At 27.2% G+C, this 19059-nt stretch carries 14 protein-coding genes; 10 read left to right on the top strand and 4 right to left on the bottom strand.

Going from position 1 to position 19059, the window contains the following annotated elements; all coding sequences use genetic code 11:
* Nucleotides 1-898: 898 nt before the first annotated feature.
* Nucleotides 899-1873 (bottom strand): transposase, encoded by a 975-nt coding sequence (locus tag VS182_RS01365; protein ID WP_479492662.1) that lies wholly within the window; start codon nucleotides 1871-1873, stop codon nucleotides 899-901.
* A gap of 407 nt (nucleotides 1874-2280) precedes the next feature.
* Between VS182_RS01365 and VS182_RS01360 the strand changes: the two genes are divergently transcribed.
* From VS182_RS01360 to VS182_RS01335, 6 genes are all read left to right on the top strand, one after another.
* A complete protein-coding gene (locus tag VS182_RS01360; RefSeq protein ID WP_479492661.1) occupies nucleotides 2281-3312 on the top strand; it encodes a hypothetical protein in 1032 nt (343 codons plus the stop codon).
* A 474-nt stretch (nucleotides 3313-3786) separates the two neighbouring features.
* A complete protein-coding gene (locus VS182_RS01355) occupies nucleotides 3787-3954 on the top strand; it encodes a hypothetical protein (RefSeq protein ID WP_479484747.1) in 168 nt (55 codons plus the stop codon).
* Nucleotides 3955-4088: 134 nt separating this feature from the next.
* Nucleotides 4089-4280, top strand: a complete 192-nt coding sequence (locus VS182_RS01350) for a hypothetical protein (RefSeq protein WP_479484748.1) — start codon at nucleotides 4089-4091, stop codon at nucleotides 4278-4280.
* A 75-nt stretch (nucleotides 4281-4355) separates the two neighbouring features.
* Nucleotides 4356-4613, top strand: coding sequence for a transposase family protein (locus VS182_RS01345; protein ID WP_479492660.1), 258 nt, complete (start codon nucleotides 4356-4358; stop codon nucleotides 4611-4613).
* A 320-nt stretch (nucleotides 4614-4933) separates the two neighbouring features.
* Nucleotides 4934-5068 (top strand): hypothetical protein, encoded by a 135-nt coding sequence (locus VS182_RS01340; protein ID WP_479484749.1) that lies wholly within the window; start codon nucleotides 4934-4936, stop codon nucleotides 5066-5068.
* A 13-nt stretch (nucleotides 5069-5081) separates the two neighbouring features.
* Entirely contained in the window at nucleotides 5082-5357 is a 276-nt protein-coding gene (locus VS182_RS01335) for a transposase (RefSeq protein ID WP_479492659.1), read from the top strand.
* Between the two features lie 1824 nt (nucleotides 5358-7181).
* Here the strand turns inward: VS182_RS01335 and VS182_RS01330 are convergent.
* The 3 genes from VS182_RS01330 to pruA all read right to left on the bottom strand — a co-directional run bounded on the left by VS182_RS01330 (nucleotide 7182) and on the right by pruA (nucleotide 9905).
* On the bottom strand, nucleotides 7182-7433 hold the full coding sequence (locus VS182_RS01330) for a twin-arginine translocase TatA/TatE family subunit (protein WP_479484744.1): 252 nt from the start codon (nucleotides 7431-7433) through the stop codon (nucleotides 7182-7184).
* 67 nt (nucleotides 7434-7500) lie between these two features.
* On the bottom strand, nucleotides 7501-8178 hold the full coding sequence (gene uptA / locus VS182_RS01325; RefSeq protein WP_479484743.1) for an undecaprenyl phosphate transporter UptA: 678 nt from the start codon (nucleotides 8176-8178) through the stop codon (nucleotides 7501-7503).
* 173 nt (nucleotides 8179-8351) lie between these two features.
* On the bottom strand, nucleotides 8352-9905 hold the full coding sequence (pruA, locus tag VS182_RS01320; RefSeq protein WP_479488772.1) for an L-glutamate gamma-semialdehyde dehydrogenase: 1554 nt from the start codon (nucleotides 9903-9905) through the stop codon (nucleotides 8352-8354).
* A 296-nt stretch (nucleotides 9906-10201) separates the two neighbouring features.
* Between pruA and VS182_RS01315 the strand changes: the two genes are divergently transcribed.
* From VS182_RS01315 to VS182_RS01300, 4 genes are all read left to right on the top strand, one after another.
* Complete coding sequence (locus VS182_RS01315) at nucleotides 10202-11128, top strand: proline dehydrogenase family protein (protein ID WP_479484741.1); 927 nt, start codon at nucleotides 10202-10204, stop codon at nucleotides 11126-11128.
* Between the two features lie 742 nt (nucleotides 11129-11870).
* Nucleotides 11871-12749, top strand: a complete 879-nt coding sequence (gene queF / locus VS182_RS01310; RefSeq protein ID WP_479488771.1) for a preQ(1) synthase — start codon at nucleotides 11871-11873, stop codon at nucleotides 12747-12749.
* An 839-nt stretch (nucleotides 12750-13588) separates the two neighbouring features.
* A complete protein-coding gene (locus VS182_RS01305; RefSeq protein WP_479492658.1) occupies nucleotides 13589-14569 on the top strand; it encodes an LPXTG cell wall anchor domain-containing protein in 981 nt (326 codons plus the stop codon).
* 1033 nt (nucleotides 14570-15602) lie between these two features.
* Nucleotides 15603-18074, top strand: a complete 2472-nt coding sequence (locus VS182_RS01300; protein WP_479492657.1) for a hypothetical protein — start codon at nucleotides 15603-15605, stop codon at nucleotides 18072-18074.
* Nucleotides 18075-19059 lie beyond the last annotated feature (985 nt).

Here is a 19059-nt window from a genome sequence, read left to right as displayed (position 1 = left end):
TTTTTTTGTATTTCTTATTCCATTTATTAAAAATATTTTATTAATTAATTTTTATCTAATTCATCAATATATTTAGACGATTATAATATTTTTTATATAATAAATATTATTTATTTTTGTTTTATTATCCTATTTAATTTAATTTTTATGCATATTATATATAATAATTGTATAAATAATGTCAATTTACATATAGTGATGAATTATTAATTAACTTTAAAATATAAGAATATTTTTATTAAATTATTTTTAATCTATCATTTTTAGTATTTTTTATTTTATTTAAATTAATAAAAATTTACTGATCATTTTTTATATTATTTACTGTACTTGCCAAAAAAAAATAGGCCATAATTTTTTATTTTCAAAAATTAACTTTAAAAGTTTATTATAATCTAAGTTTGAACATTATTTGTTTATACAAAAGAGCGTTTTTATTTTTAGATTAATTTAGCATCCTTGTGTTTAATTACTCTAAAAAGAGAATTTATATATTTGTATTTTTTTTAATAAATTTAATTATATTTATGGATGCCCAAAAAACAAAACTAGATTTTTAAGTTTTTTACCATATTTATCCTTTTTAATTATATTTGCATATTTAGGCTAAATCTTTAAATTGATCACAGTAGGACCTTAGTGCTGCTCTTAATCCTTTTTTGGCAAGTGACACAATAAGCTTCACAGATATATGTGTAGGAATACCTAAACATGATATTATCTCTTTAAAGTATTAAATGAATATATCAATCATATCTTCTATTCGATCAGCTGCTTTTTTAGCCTGATATTTACGTAATCCCTTTAGGAGATTACCATTACCTGTATGTATAAAATACATTGCTACAACCATTTGTAAAATTAAGTATCTATCTAAAGCTTTGCTGGATCTGACTTGTTATCCTTGTAAAGCAAGATAATTTTTATCTGTTCTAAAATAGATTTCGATTTCCCATCTTTTCGAATAATAATTTAGAATTTCTTCATTACTTAGCTCCATATCTGTGTAAATAAAAGCTTTTGCTTTATATATATCTTGACTTTCCTTAACGCAAATAAGGGCAACCGCATTGTCGATAAAATTAAGATTACCTTCATATCTATAAACACGATAATTTTGTTTTTTAATGGTAACAACTTTTTTATCTGTATTTTTTATAAAATTTAAAAACATTTTTATTTTATTTTTAATGCCCAAAGGAAAAATAACAATATCTATTTTTAATGCACCTATAAAATGAAATCCTTTTTTTAAGCTTGTTTCGATTATCTTTTTTGAAATATACCAGGAATCTACGCAAACATATGCTTTACGATCTGGCTCAGGAACACTAGATATGATATCGCAAGCAGTATCCATTTTATTAATTTCTGTTTTATTAGCACGTTTAACTTCTATAGGATAGATTAAACCATCTGTACGGAACATAGCTTGAACAATAGAATGACCATATAAACGTCTTTTATCTAGATTAGAATAATGATAACCAGTTGCTTGCATAGGGTATTCAGCTGATGATGATGGCTTTGTCTTATGGCATACTGTATCGTCAATTATCAGAAAGTAAGGTTTATTTTTTATCTTAGCTTGATGGATAATTTCTTTATAAGCAACGTGTTTTATGGCTTTACTAAGTATTTTTTCATCCCATTTTGAATTAGTCATCATATTGCTTATCGTTTGTCGAAACCTATTATAAAAGCTTTTTTTATGAATATCTGACAAAGTTCCGTTAAAGTTTTGTGACAACATACCATCAATAATCTGCAAAATATGATTAAAAACAGATGAAGTAAATTGGGATATTAACCCCAATTTACGAAAAAATTTGACCAAATGAGATTTATTTTTTAACCTACAATTAATAGACATTCTTTATCCTCCTGTTGGATTTTGTTAGGACACTTATATTCTAAACAGGTGATAGAGGAATGTCTATTTTTGTTTGTAAAATCTTAAAATATAATATATTGTAAACTTTGGAAATATAATAATATTTTATTATTTTTATTAATAATTTATATGTTTTTGCTTTTTTTGCATGTGCAGATCCTCCTATTGTATTTTGTTATAAAACTTAAATTTTACACGGAACGAAGAATGTCTATTTTATTTATAAAATCTTAAAATATAAGATATAGCAAAATTTATAAAAGTAATAATATTTCATGTTTTGTTATTAGCAGTTTCAGTTTTTTTAATTTACAATTGAATATTAAAAATCAATATGTTATATTATTTGTAATATTTAACATTAAATACAAAGGAGAATTTTATTTATGAAAAAAAAATATATATTTATAGGTGTTATGTTTTCGTCATTTTTGTTAGCTCAAAATGATGCAAATGCTAATGATCCATTCACGAAGTTGTTTAGTAATATAATATCTAAATCTCCGACTAGTTCGAATCTTACTAGACAAGGTGCTTTCAGAAGAAATCATGGTAATGGTTCCTCGTCCAAAATGGCCCCATCGAATCTTAAGACTAACATCCAAAATGCTTTCATTATTGGAGAGGATGTTAGTAGTGCCATATCTAATAATAAATTCACAAATATTAACCCTAAGACTATTAATGAAGATATAGTCACGCTAAAAAAGCAAGAATGGAGGGAAATGGCGGGTATTAGACGTGAGATATCTGAGAAAAAAATAAAAGTAGAAGCAAGCTATGGTCATGTACAAAAAATGGCCCAAAAGGATTTAGAAGCTCTGAATAATCTAGAAACAACACGTATGAATAATCTTATTAAGTTTGAAGAAACTGTAGAAAACCTCAGAAATAAACCCGAAGAGCTTCAGAAGTTTATAGCAGATACAGCAGCGCGTAAAATCAAAGAGATTTATATTGAAGGTAAGCTATACCATTTAGATATCCAATCAAAAATACAGGATAAGACACTACTACAATTTAATGAAAAAAAGTTCATAGCTCTACAGAATAAAAATGCAGAACTGACAGATATATTACAAAGGAATAGAAAAATTGAGCATGCAGAACTTGAATTTAATACACAGGGATCAAATCACTCTACTCCATCGCAAAAAACCTCTATAGAAACGAGTGACTATGCCAAGATTGAATTCAATACAAAACCACAGGATAAGCCTCCTACTCTTCCTCCTAAGAAAAAAAATATGAAAACCAATTTAGATGTACAATCACAAATACAGGGTAATAAACAAAAAGAAGTTAATCATACAACACTTGCATTTAATACATCGGAAAAAACCTCTATAAGCAATAAGAATGACTATGTCAAGATTAAAAAGGATAATACTCCCAATCCTCCTAGGAGAAGAATATGAAAACCAATTTTTGATATTTTTCTGTATATAGATTCACTTTTATGTAATTACTGTCCTTAGGACTTATCCAAGAATACTAATATATCCTATTAGAACAGATTATTGTAAATTTTATAAAAAAGCTTAAAATACACAACAAAGCTGCCTTTTATATATTTTTTAGGACATATCAATACTAATGTTGTAATTATTTTAATATTAATAATTCTAGATCAAAATACATATTTTTTATTAATAGTTTTAATTTTATACTAAAAAATAAATTAATTTAAAATTATTTTATCCATTTTTAATTTTTTTAAATTAAAAATATAATATATATCAAAAATCACAATATAAATATAACTTTGTGATTTTTGATATATATTACTATAGAATTTTATATTCAAAAGAGAGGATTAAACATATATGTATAAATATAAATGCTTAAATATGTAATATTCCAAAATAGCAGCATTTGATGAAGGTAAATTCATGTCTGCTATCGGTGTAGATAAAATCATCTTTGAAAAAATAGTTAATAGAGTTAGAAAAATAGATTTAAAGACCAAAAGAAAAGATGGAAGGCAAAATATACTCGACCCTGAAAATCAAGTATACTTATTTTTAATAATTTTTTTCTTGGTCTTAAAAATAGAATGATTGCATAAATTTTTGGTATTAGTAAAAAAACGGTTAATAACACCATAAAAAAGATACAAGGTATAGCCAAGAAAGTATTATCCAAAAGATATCCTGCAAATCAGAGCCCATATTTTTCATCTCTCATATTTGGTTTGTTTATATTCGATTGTACTGAAGTGCGCATAGAAAGAACAAAAAAAGATAATAAAAAATATGAATCTGGAAGAAAAAAATATCCAACAATGCAGTCTTGCCTTGCAATTTGTGCTGAAATAGCTTCTATTGGCTACACAAATTTCGCAGCTGGTAGTGTACATGATTTTAAGCTTTTTAAAGATTCGTAAATTCCATAGTTACCTGAATATTCCCCTTTAATCGCTGATTTAGGCTTTCAGGGCTTACAAAAGCTATTTCTATACGTGATTTTACCATATAAAAAAATTAAGTTAAATAATTGGACTCAGAAACAAAAGGAATATAATCAAAAAATTTCTCGTAAAAGATCATTGGTAGAAAGAGTTATAGGTTGGTTAATAAGATTTAAGATTATTTCTAATAGATATCGTAATAATCCTAAAAAATTTCCAGAACAATTTGATTTAATATGCGCAATGTTTAATGCTCACCTAGCTTTAGGGAAATTCCAAGAAGTTAAAGAAGATAAAAAAGCAAGCTAAATAGTAAAATTAAAAATTATGACAATTTACATATGTATTAGTTAGGTGCTTTTAATAGAATTTAATTGTTTATAACTACAAAAATGACAAATTAAACCTATTAATAAAATACCTAAAAAAAAATCTTCGTTTTTTTATATTTTACTGTACATGCAAAAAAAGCAAAAAAATGTAAATTATTAATCAAAATAATAAAATGTTATTATATTCTAAAGTTTATAATATATTATATTTTAAGATTTTACAAACCAAAATAGACATTCCTCTATCGTCTGTGTAGAATATAAGTGTCCTAAAAAAACACAACAGGAGGATAGCGAATGTCTATTAATTGCAGGTTAACAAATAAATCTCATTTGGTAAAATTTTTTCGTAAATTGGGGTTAATATCGCAATTTACTTCATCTTATAGGTGCATTAAAAATAGATATTGTTATTTTTCCTTTGGGCATTAAAAATAAAATAAAAATGTTTTTAAATTTTATAAAAAATACAGATAAAAAAGTTGTTACCATTAAAAAACAAAATTATCGTGTTTATAGATATGAAGGTAATCTTAATTTTATCGACAATGCGGGTGCCCTTATTTGCGTTAAGGAAAGTAAAGATATATATAAAGCAAAAGCTTTTATTTACACAGATATGGAGCTAAGTAATGAAGAAATTCTAAATTATTATTCGAAAAGATGGGAAATCGAAATCTATTTTAGAACAGATAAAAATTATCTTGCTTTACAAGGATAACAAGTCAGATCCAGCAAAGCTTTAGATAGATACTTAATTTTACAAATGGTTGTAGCAATGTATTTTATACATACAGGTAATGGTAATCTCCTAAAGGGATTACGTAAATATCAGGCTAAAAAAGCAGCTGATCGAATAGAAGATATGATTGATATATTCATTTAATACTTTAAAGAGATAATATCATGTTTAGGTATTCCTACACATATATCTGTGAAGCTTATTGTGTCACTTGCCAAAAAAGGATTAAGAGCAGCACTAAGGTCCTACTGTGATCAATTTAAAGATTTAGCCTAAATATGCAAATATAATTAAAAAGGATAAATATGGTAAAAAACTTAAAAATCTAGTTTTGTTTTTTGGGCATCCATAAATATAATTAAATTTATTAAAAAAAATACAAATATATAAATTCTCTTTTTAGAGTAATTAAACACAAGGATGCTAAATTAATCTAAAAATAAAAACGCTCTTTTGTATAAACAAATAATGTTCAAACTTAGATTATAATAAACTTTTAAAGTTAATTTTTGAAAATAAAAAATTATGGCCTATTTTTTTTGGCAAGTACAGTAACTTTATGTGATCAAATAAATATTATTTAGTCAAATTTTTTAATAAATTGGTTTCCGTATTTCGATTTTTTGCACCTGTTTTTAATTCTCTTTTGCATATTATGGATGGTACGCTCAAGCTTTAATGGAAATTTTTCCTATATTCATAAAAAAAATTTTATAATATGATTCTTCATATAATTAGTTATATTATTAAAAAATACTTAAATTTTAAAAAATCATTTATAAAGAAGTTATTTTGCAAGCTAAGAGAAAAAATAAACCTTGCTTTCTGATTATTAATCATACTATATGTTATAAGACAAGGCTATTATCATTAGTTCAATAGTTTTTGGATAAGAAGCTAGTTACTATTATTCTGATTTAGATAAAAAAGTGTATAGGCGCATTCTATTTTTAAATCTATGTTATATAGCGATGGGGTAAGCTATACTGTAGAATTTAAACTTGATTATAAATGAAAAAATAAAATAAAATAAAACTAATATTAATTGCAATGATATATTTATCCTACCCATTACGAATCAAAAAGCATACTTAACTTGTTCAAGAATCAATGTGAAGAGAGTTTAAGTGTCTAATCGAAGTCACTAAAAGCTATGATGAGCTTGTCCGATAACCCATGTTAAATAGTTTTTAAGAACTTAATTTAATGCAAAAAAAGCTATGGTAATAGCTATTTTGGTGTTTAAATTACACCATTATTAATCGTCTATATTAATATTTCTGGACAAGTTCGATAATTTCTATTTTTGTGTTTAAATTTCATTAATAGTGTAAGATATAAAAAAACGAAGATTTTTGTTTTAGGGATTTTATTAATAGGTTTAATTTGTCATGTTTGTAGTTATAAACAATGAAATTCTATTAAAAGCACCTAACTAATACATATATAAATTGTCAGAATTTTTAATCTTACTATTTAGCTTGCTTTTTTATCTTCTTGGAATTTCCTTAAAGCTAGGTTAGAATTGAACATATTGCATATCAAATTTTTTTAGATATTTTTTGGGATTGTTACTATATCTATTAGAGAGCTTGTCCAATAACCCATGTTAAAGGTAGTTTAAGAACCTAATTTAATTCACAAAAATCTATGATAATGGCTATTTTGGTGTTTAAATTACATCATTACTAATCGGCTATATTAGCAATAAATACTAATAATCTTAATCTTGTATATCATTATTACTAGATAAATCTGTTATTATAAAACTGAAAAATAAAATAAAAAAAGAATCCCTTTGATTTAGAGGGATTCTTTCTCTTTTGTTTCAGCATTATTAGATTTTAAGATAGGCTCTTTTATTGGTGTATTTTGGATTTTCAAGTTATTTCTTTCATTAACATCTTGATCATCGTCCATCATACCACGCATAGCACCCTTAAAATTACGCAGGGTTTTTCCTAAGGCTACACCCAATTTAGGTAATTTTTTTGGCCCGAACAATAACAAGGCTACTACAAGGATCATAACCAATTCCATACCGCTTATATTCATAAAATACTCCTTCAGAAGATATTTGAATAGATAAAACCTTGTTTATTAATTTTATTTATTTTGTTTCTTATTTATTGTTTTTATTATTTTCTTTTTGATTTTTGCTATTTATGTTCTTTTTTCTATTTTTTTGTTTTTTTGCCCAGAACCATATACCAAAAATACCTATGGCTACTAGTATAATAATTAAACTGGACTCTAGGTGGATTACTTCTCGCCATTCTCGCCAATTATCACCCAAGGTATAACCTACAGATATAAATAAGAGGGACCAAGGGATAATAGCAGCTGTGGTTAGAAGAATAAAACTATTTAATGACATTTTTGTAATTCCTGCTGGTATAGAAATAGCATGTCTAACTATCGGTATAAAGCGAGCAATGAAGATAGCTACTGTTCCATATTCTGTAAACCATTTATCGGCATATGCAAGGTGTTTTTTATTTATTAACAAATATTTTCCGTATTTTTCTAAGAACGGACGACCTCCCCAGTAACCTAAAGCATATAGGAATACTTGTGCTAAAACACCTCCAATAGTTCCAGCAACAAGAGCACTGATGAAGCTTATATCACCACGCCATACTAAAAAACCACCATAAGCTAAAGCTATTTCACTAGGGATAACTTCTACCATTAAAGCTAAGGCTATACCGTATGCGCCTAATCCCTGGAAAGTAGACCAAATATTATCTATCCACGACAGCGAAAATATTTCTATGGGTTTTTCCTCCGTCTGAGACATAAAATTATTATTTTATAATAAATGAAATGAACAAAATAAATTTTTTGATAAACTATACTATTATCAAAGAAAGATATTAATCTTTGAAAATAGTATAGCAATTTCAGAGGTTGATTTGCAAATCAAAATGACTTTTTTTGATATTTAAGTATTTATTTTTTTATAAGATAAATTCAAAAAGACTCCGATACAAGTTTTCCTTGCATAAACTGTAGCAGATATTCTTTTCCTCCCGCTTTTGAATCCGTACCTGACATATTAAAACCACCAAATGGATGTACACCGACCAGTGCGCCTGTACACTTACGATTTAGATATAAGTTGCCTACATGAAAAACTTCTTTTGCTTCTTCAAGATGTAACCTGTTATTACTAATTACTGCGCCAGTTAGACCATAAATAGTATTATTAGCGATTTTAAGTGCATCATCAAATGATTTTGCTCTATGGAAGGCTACGACTGGACCAAAAATCTCTTCTTGAGAAATTCTTGCTTGAGGATCTACGTCGCCAAAGATGGTTGGGGGAACAAAATAGCCATTATTTTCATCTATTTTCACAGGTTCTCCACCTGTTAATAGTAAGCTTTCTTTTTTACCAATCTCAAGGTAAGAAATAATTTTTTCATAAGCCCTGGATGTAATAATTGGACCAATATTTGTATCAGGATTTTCCGCTGGACCTATTTTTAAGGTTTTGGTTTTTTCTAAAACGTTAGCCAAAACCTCTTCATATACTTCATGATGAATAATAGCCCTTGAACAAGCAGAACACTTTTGTCCAGAAAAACCAAATGCTGATTGTACAATTGCATTAGCAGCTAACTCAAGATCTGCTTCTTTATCTACAATTATAGCATCTTTGCCACCCATTTCCGCTACAACACGTTTTAACCATTTTTGTTTTTCATTACGTTTGGCAGCCATTTCATTTATTTGTAAACCTACTTCTTTAGAACCTGTAAATGAGATAAAACGCGTATCTTGACTATTAACTAAATATTCACCTATCTCCTTGCCATCTCCAGGTACGCAATTTACAACACCAGGAGGTAGACCGGCTTCCATTAACAAATTCATAAAATGGATCGCAATTACAGATGTAGGAGAAGCCGGTTTAAGGACGACAGTATTTCCGCTTACAATAGCAGCTGATGTCATACCTACCATAATAGCTAAAGGGAAATTCCAAGGTGGTATAACAACACCTACCCCTAAAGGGATATATGTTAATTCATTTCTTTCATTTTCATAAGGTGTAATCGGATCTGCTTGGGCAAATTTCAAAGCTGATCTACCATAAAATTCGAGAAAATCAATTGCTTCTGCAGTATCACCGTCAGCTTCAGCCCATGTTTTACCTGCTTCATACACCATCCAAGCAGAAAATTCATGACGTTTTTTTCTTAATAAAGCAGCGGTTTTAAACAAGACATTTGCTCGTATAGAGATAGATATTTTTTTCCATTCCTGAAAAGCTATGACAGACGCTTGTAATGCTTGCTCAGCTAATTTAATATCACAACTTCCTACGATGCCAACAATTTCTTTTGGGTTAGCTGGATTGATTGAATTGATTATTTCAGAAGTTTCTATTTCTTGACCATTAATAATCGGTTTGTACTTCTTGCCAAAAGATTTTTTAACTTTATGTAAAGCTTCTTTAAAAGCTATTTGTTCATTTTTATCATTGAAATTAGTAAAATGTGCATTTTTAAAATTAAGCATTACATCACCTTCTTAGATTTATTTTTTTAACACGAAATTATTGTAGATTACTTTAATATATCAATGAACGATTTTTATATTAATTAATACTTTGTTTAAAATATTTTTTATTGATTTATTTAATTTAATCAACTTATTTTCATTAATAATTCATTTGCATAAATGAAATAAATAACATATATAAAATAAATAACACAAATAACTTATTTTCATAAATTTCATTTTAAAGGAACGAATTATTTTTTAATAATATATCATGCTAATAGGAGTTAGTACGAAGATAGGGGGTCACCTTTATGTCTATAGTGCGCAATTCCATTATTAGTATTGCGCAAACATCCCTTATTTCATCATTAGCCAACAAATATGGTTTGAGATTAGGGGCATCACGTTTTGTGGCAGGTAATGATTTGGAGACAGCGATGAGTGTTGTTAAACAGCTTAATCAGGATGGTCGTTTAGCCACCATTGATCATTTAGGAGAAAGCGTTACTAAATTAAAATTGGCCCAAAAATCTGCCGATGAAGTGATTGCTGCGTTAAATGCTCTGTACAAGGATGATCTTCATTTAAATAATTACGTATCTTTAAAATTAACTCAACTAGGTCTAAATATTGATCCTAAAATTGCTTTAGAGCATATGGATAGAATTGTTTATCATGCAAAAAATAATAATTGTTTCATTTGCATAGATATGGAAGATTATGCTTCCTTAGGACCTACATTAGAAATTTTAAACATTTTGATTGATCGCTACGGTGAAAAATATGTAGGTACCGTTATGCAATCTTATCTTTTAACAGCAGCACAACATCAACAAAATTTAGCGAAAAAAAATGTTGCGTTAAGAATAGTTAAAGGTGCATATAAAGAGTCTCCTTCCGTAGCTTTTCCCAAAAAGCAAGATGTAGATACCAATTATATATATCTTGTACAAACACATTTGAATGCAGGCGTTTATACAGCAATAGCTACGCACGATGAGAGCATTATTCAAATATTAAAACAATGGATTAAACAGGAGAACATATCAAAAGACTTGTATGAATTTCAAATGCTTTATGGAATTTCTGTTAAATTACAACAAACATTGGTCGAAGAAGGATATAAAGTTCGTGTATATATACCATATGGCAAAGATTGGTACGCATATTTCACCAGAAGAATAGCAGAAAGACCTGCCAACTTTCTATTTGTTTTACGCAATATTTTCCGTCAATAACTTTTTATTATTTTAACAAAGGCAACAACTGGTATTTTTTATTATTTTTATAAATAAAACATATATTTAATAAATTATTAAACAAAAAAACTTTAACAAAACAACTTTATATATTTTTGCATAATATAATTTGCATTTATTAATGCAAATTATATTATGCAAATCATTTTTCATTATTTGACATATCGTTTATTTTAGCAGCTTATAATCGCTTTAATTTTTACTTATATCTTTATTTACTTTACGCATCGATTCTCAGTTTTTAATTTTAAGTTCTCATTTTTGTTTTTGATTTATATATTTTTTCGCATTAAATATCACGATTATACAATCAATTATGATATATTTTTAGTTTGATATTTATTTGTAATATAATTATTTATTAAAATAAGCTATACAAGTTAACTATTGGATGTTTGCTAATGAGGGTATATTTTTGATAGAATTGCTACGTTAAAGTCATTTTTTCAAAAAAAACCTGAAAATTTTAAAAATAATAACACGCATCTTGGAGTTGTGTAAGTTGTATAAACTAGTTAGAAATAATGATATGGTGTTCGATAGTTTTTTATATAAATGTGCTTATATTCAAAAAAATAAATTCAATACAATGGTTAAAAAAAAGCGCATTCATATTCATAATCACAAAAATATAATTTATATTAATGATAATAAAAAGCACATTCATATGCAGGATAATAAAAAGAAATTTAATACAAAAAATAAGATGGAGGATCACAACATGTACAATTCTTCTTTGCCCATCAATGTTTTATCTAAGGACAAGCCAGCTTTAAACCGTGTTTTCCAAAATGATTTTTCTGAAAATATTTCTTCACATCTTAATAGTTCTCCTGCTGAACGTTTTGCGCAAACGATGATCGAGCAAATTGATCATTTGCATAATGAAGAGGTATTTCCTTCAGGATCATCTTGGTTAAATACCACGAAGATGTCTGAAACGTTTTATTTTCCGTGTTCTGTTCATTTTGATAAGGATGATTTTTCTGCCCAAAAATCTTTAAAGTCGTCATATTACTGTAATATTATGAATATAAATGATAAGGATGATTTGAATAATTTAATTAATCTCGATAGACATCAATGTGTTCCTTTTGATAAGGATGATCTTTTGTGTCCTTCTACAGATTATAAAATAAAAACATCTTATCTTTCTTCGTGTGAAGCACCTGATATGCTTTATTTAGTAAGTGATGATGTTAAGGAAGAAATATGTAAAGAACAAGTTTTGAAAAAGTTTGTTAATGTATATGGCGACTTTGATTATTCAATTAAACTGAATATTCCGAAGTTTAAGATTTTATGTCCTTTAACCGGACAATCAGAATTCGTCAAACTTCATATTCGTTATATTCCGGATGTTTTTTTATTAGATCATCAATCACTTAAAGATTATTTAACACACTTTGGTTATGATGATAATTTTGGTGAAAATTACATCATGGTTATTATGGAAGATTTGTATAAAATAATAGAACCTAAATATATTGAAGTTTGTGGTAAATTTACACCTCGTTGTGGAATTGGTTTTGATTCTTACGCTAGCTATGGTCGTCCGGGTACCATGTGGGAGCGTAGGGCTGTGCATTATTTACCATGATTTGGTTTAGATAGTAGTTCTGTTAGCTATTGAGATTGCAATTACTGTCATAAAATGAATTTTAAGGAATATAAAAGACAGTATGCTTTTGATTGGTTATTTTGACTTTATTTATTTTTTGATTTTATCAAAAGTTGTAATTTTTAAAATAAAATATTTTTTTAAAAATTAACATAAACCTGATATATTTTAGGACGCTTTGTAAAATTATGACGCGTTATTTTAAAAATTAATTTTTTAAAATAACAAAGCAGAATAAATAAATATCAAACTTTTGTGGTAAATACAACCAATAAATAGTATATAACAAAGTCTTAAGTAATAAAAAAGAACATCTGTCAGAAAAATCTTTATTTAATTTGACATATCTAAAATAGGCAAATTTTGATTTGCTAATATAATTTGAATATGCTAGTATGAGTGTCGCGTTGTTGTTCCGGTATCTTACTATTGCAGATATATTTTAGCAAATTTGTTATATAAAACTTACTTTTGTTTTTTTTACATATTTCGGTTTTTTTTTGGGGAATATTGGTTCTTTTAGATATTTTTGACCACTTGGCAGTTTTTTTACTATAAAATGGAATTCCGGACAATATACACGCATATTAAGTTGGCAAATGGGAACAGTAGGGTTTTTGATTTTTACGCAGTTATTCAAGTATATTTATATGTCTAAAAGATCTTTGTTTTTAGGCCGATACAGTAATTTAAATATTTAGAATGTTGCTTCTTTTCTCCCTATACTGTGTAGCAATCAAACGTAGCGAAAATTCGTTTGTGTGGTTTGCTCCCATATTGCCCTAAAATATAATTGAGCAGTTAAGGAGTTGACTAAATTGAAAAAAATTGCATTTTTGTTTTTTGCGACAGCGATGATTGTGTCGCCTTTAAGTTTAGTTCAGGGTGAGCCAGTAGTAGAGGGATCAGTTATTGGGTCAGACTCAGCAGTGACAGCAGATTCTGCTAATAAACCAGCAGAAACTGCTAAACCAGCAGAAACTGCTAAACCAGCAGAAACTGCTAAACCAGCAGAAACTGCTAAACCATCAGAAACTGCTAAACCATCAGAAACTGCTAAACCATCAGAAACTGCTAAACCATCAGAAACTGCTAAACCATCAGAAACTGCTAAACCAGCAGAAACTGCTAAAACAGCAGAAACTGCTAATCCACAAGCATCAGCTAAATCAGAAGCTACCGCTTCTGGTAGTGCTAATGCTGCCGCTTTTGCTTCTTCTTCCAATGCGGCTATTGCTAAAGAACAAACTTCTTCATCTATTGCTTCATTCAACATAGGTGTTTCTGAACACGGTCGATTAAGTTTTGAAAGTGTTAAAGTACCAGTTACTGATTTATCTTTTGAATTGATACAAAAAGACAACAAAGAAATTGTTGATAATTGTATTGCTAAAGTAGTTAGTAATGCAGCAGATATTTGTGTTAATAGCAATTTAAAAGATGGTACTTACATTGCTCGTATGACTGTTTATAGCAAAAATGAATCTGTTTACAAAACAGTAGACACTTATGTTAAAGTTTCAAATGGCAAAGTTAAATTTACAGACAAATACATTTTAGCAAGTCGTGTGGCTGCTGCTGAGACACGTGCAGCCCGTAGTAAATCTAAAAGCATGGTACACAGAACAACTACAACCACAACTACTTCTAGCGCGCCTTCCGCTAAGTCATCTGCAACATTACCTGATACAGCAACCGGATATAACAATTATATGTTGATTTCTGCAGGAGCTGTAGCTATGGGTGCAGCTGCATTATTCTTTATCCGTGGACGTAGATCTGCTAAAGGTATTAATTAGTCTAATTTACGTATTGTTATGAATTGTTTTTAAGTACAAAAAGAGGATCTATATTACATAGGTCCTCTTTTTGTACCTTTTTATATATTTATATAATATTTTAAATATATGTATAATTTTCATTTAATTTATTTCTCAATAAACATAAATTTAGATATATAAAATTTGGTAGCATTATTTGTTTTTATATTTTTTTAAATTTTTTAATTATACATAAATTCTTAAAAACTACATTATAATAGATATAAAAAATGATTAAATACATATTAACAGTTGCAAAAGTTTGTGGCACTGATTAAAATAAAAAACAACTTATAGTTGCATACTTAGAACGTTATCTAAAAGATTTTTATAGCTAATTAGTGCAGATGATTCATTATTATTGTTAATTTTAAAATTTTATAAAAATATCAAAATTAATAAACGAGATGTTTTTTATATATTTTTTAATACATATAAAAAAGTATTTTTTAATTATTTGAATATAACTAATTTTGAATCAAGATACATATATTTTATTAATAGTTTGTAAGTTCATACTAAAAAAACCATATAAAAATTCTTTTATCACTTTATGTTTTTTTAAATTTAAATATATATAAATAAAATATAGCACTTTACCTAAAACTAATAATAAACAACCATAATTTACACGACCTGTTGATATCAGTATTTGCAGGTAAGTACATTGAAAGAAAAAGAAATGCTGTTAAATCAAACATATATATAAACCAGATCAATCAGACTTTGATCTTAGCCGAATCCAAAAACAACTAATCATGGTATAGAGAAAATTCATCCAAAATTAATTTTCAATTTTTCCCTTCATTTTTTGGCACGTATAGCTTGCTAATTTATGGCTAATACGATAATATTTTATTCTTTTTAATTTTTAGAAATAATTTTAAAAATTAAAAATCAAAAATAAGTATATTTTAAATAAATGTCCAACTCAAACGTAGAAAATATTATACTTTTTCAACAAAAGGGGTTTTTTCAAATTAAAAATTTTTTTAAAACTAAAAATATCAAATTGTTATCAGCAGCTCTATTATTATATGGAGGCACTTCATTTAATAGCTATTTTGATAATAGTATAGCTAGTTATTATGATAAATCGCATTTTTTATTATTATCTAATGCATTATCTACCCGTTCAGTATCAAATATTAATTTCATAGAACAGCAAATTGATAAGGATGTTTCCGACATGAAGAACAAGTTATCAAATATCAAAAATACATTTTATCATCTAGCAAGTTGGCCTACTATAAAATTTAGCAGTTATCATCCTGATGAGTACCAAGATTGGTTTGGTTGGGGTACGGCGACATATAAAGGAACTATACTGGCAAAAATATATAATTTAAGTAAAAAGCTATTAGAATATTTTGATGATCCGAAAAAAAACCCTAATATAGTTCTATTATTAGCTAAAAAATTCTTGGATATAGATTGGAAATATGGATTAAAAGTTTTTAATACTTACGAAAAAGAACTAAAGAAACCATTATCGGAGCAAGATTTCATCCCAACTTTTTGGACTTTTTGGGATTCATTACAGAATTTTCATCGTGAAATGGACAAAGAGATTTCCGATGATTTAAACACCATAGATCATTTAAACAGCGAAATTAATCAAATTATAAGATTATTCCTAGACAAATTATCAAAGGATGAGTATTTCCGCAGGGATATAGCCCAAACAAATTTATCATCTGTGCATTCAACTGATAAGTTAATTTCATTGGGAGATTTTGGTGATTCCGTTTATGTACGCTTTATTAGGGAAGAAGGATTAACAAATATGAATGAAATAGGATTAATTTCATTTGTAAACGGGAGAGGATATACTTTTTGGATTCCCTTGAATAATTTAGAGAGATCAAATACTCGTTTATTGGTTAAGGGTATTTACCAATCTTCAGTTAAAAATATAGGTGTTATAAAACTCGATTCTGATATTATAGATAAAATATCGTATTCATCATCATTATTTAAATTTACTAATAAAATATATGAATCTAAACAAAAAAGCGAAGAAATTGAAATTGAAAATAGAATTAAATCAGAGTTTGAAAACCACGAGCAATCTTTTTCTAATTTCACTTCTAATTGGTTATTTTTAGGGATAAAGGAGATAGTTTTAAAGAAAATATTAACAATTTGGGATGTCGGAAATTCCCAGCCATTTTCCAATTCATATACTGAATTAATAAAATTGCAAAATTATTATATTAATTTTATAAAAAATAGTTCAGGGGAAAATATAGTACTTTCTTCAAAAAAATTAAATGAAAGGATTACTGAAATTGTAGATAATATATATAGATATGCTAATGATTCAGAAAAAGAACGACTGTTAAAAATTAAATCCCAAAAAACAGATGGGACATTCTCTACAGAGGATATTGAATTTTTAGATGCTTTTTTTCTTAGAAAAAGAAGAGAAATATTTGCTTATCTAGCTAATAATATATATTCGGATTCTAATTTGCTTCAAAATATATTTAAAAACAAATCTGATCTCCAGCTATGGCCCTTAAATAAAAAATATAAAGAAGAAATGATGAAAAAAATTCGTAACTTCAATACAGAATTAATAAAGATCATGGGTAACACGACATACGATGATATTTTATTGAAACAGGAAATAAATAAAAAAATAAATTCCCTAGATAACTTAAAAACTTCTTTAAAACCAACCATCTTGAATTCTTTTAATTTTATTAGAGAAGCCTTTTCTTGCAATGAAATTAAAACCAAAAATTTAAGAAACAAAAGACAGACATCATCATTAGTTGATTTTTGTTCTTCGGCCATTGCAGATTTAAAAGATATAGATGGGATTATAAATAGAGCTGATAGCCGATTTACATCAGATATTCGAACGCCTGAAGAAATAACTAGATTATTAGATATCGAGAGGACAAATCGTGCTTTAAGTTATTTACATGAAGCTTCGATAAATATGAATCAGATGATTGATCAGCAAGTTGAATTAGAAGGAGCAGTAGGGGGGAGAATAGATCAGGATGACTATGATTATGATGATATTGGTTTAATGGAAGAACCTTTAGTATTAGATATTGATTCTCAAGAGGAATATTTACCTGAATTGACCAGCAGAATTTTGGATATTCTAGGGTATAATTTTGATGGTGCTATATCTTTGGATCCGCAAGCGGGTGTTTTATATTCGCAGGCATACTTTTTGTTATACAAAATGGTTTCCCATTATTCCGAATATGATATTTGGTCAAAGGCTTTAGAGGAACACAATAAGGATTTAGAGGAACTCGAGAAAAATCCTCCGGCAGATAAAGGTTCCCCAGAAACTCATCAAAAGTATAATGAAAGCTTGCAATGGTATAGAGACTTGATTTCTAATCATAAAATAAGGTTATATCATATAGAAGCTGTTTTACAGCGCTTCCGTGTGCAACTTTATAATTGGAGGTTAAAAACACCGACAAAGAAAAAAGAAGGTAATAAAGAACTTTGATAAAATCTTTGCTTGCAAAAAAAAATAAGGACATAATTTTTGATTTTTAAAAATGAACTAAAAAAGGTTTTATCATATAAGTTGTAATATTATTTTTTTATACCAAAGAGCGTTTTTATTTTTAGATTAATTTAGCAGCTTTATGCTTAATTACTGGACTTGTCCAGAAATGTTAAATATTCCATTATTCATGGGATAATTAGAACTCCAAAATAGCCGTTATTATAAGCTTTTTGTGTTTTATTTTAGATTTTGCATCTCCCTTTTACATAGGTTTTTGGACAAGTCCACTATAAAAAAAGAATTTATATATTTTTATTGTTATAATAAATCAGATTATATTTACATATGGCCAAGAAACAAACCTAAAAATCTAGGTTTGCTTACTATTTAATGGTAACAACTTTTGCATTTGTATTTTGCTGTACCCTTTAAAAATATTTTGATTTGTTTTTTGATACCTCAAGGATAAATAACAATATCGATTTTGAATGCACCTATAAAATGGAATCCTTGTTTAAGCTTGTTTCGATTATCTCTTTTTAAATATACCAATAATCTTTTAAAAAATATTATTTTATATCCAGAAAGGGTAGACTAGCTATAGTATTTAAAGCATCAACAATTTTTTATTCTTTGGACTTGTCCAAGAATGCTAATATAGACGATGAGTGCAGATTATTGGTAGTTATTGTCAATTTTAAAATTTTATTAAAAAAGCTTAAAATAAACAATAAAGCTGCCTTTTATATATTTTTTAAGATATATAAATACTAATGTTTTAATTATTTGAATATTGATAATGGACTTGTGCCTAAACTTTAATGCAATGTGTATTTGAGACTAATAAAGTGTTTTCAAAGATGTTATTATCATTACTTTCATGATTATATTTTATCATAAGTGTTAAAATATCAATAAACATGTTTTAATAAGGAAACTAAGTTTTACTTATTCCTCTTATATGTTTAATTTAATTATTTAA

The organism is Pasteuria ramosa, assembly GCF_056496785.1.
Note: the sequence above shows the minus strand (reverse complement) of the source record. Positions and strands in the feature narration are given on the sequence as shown.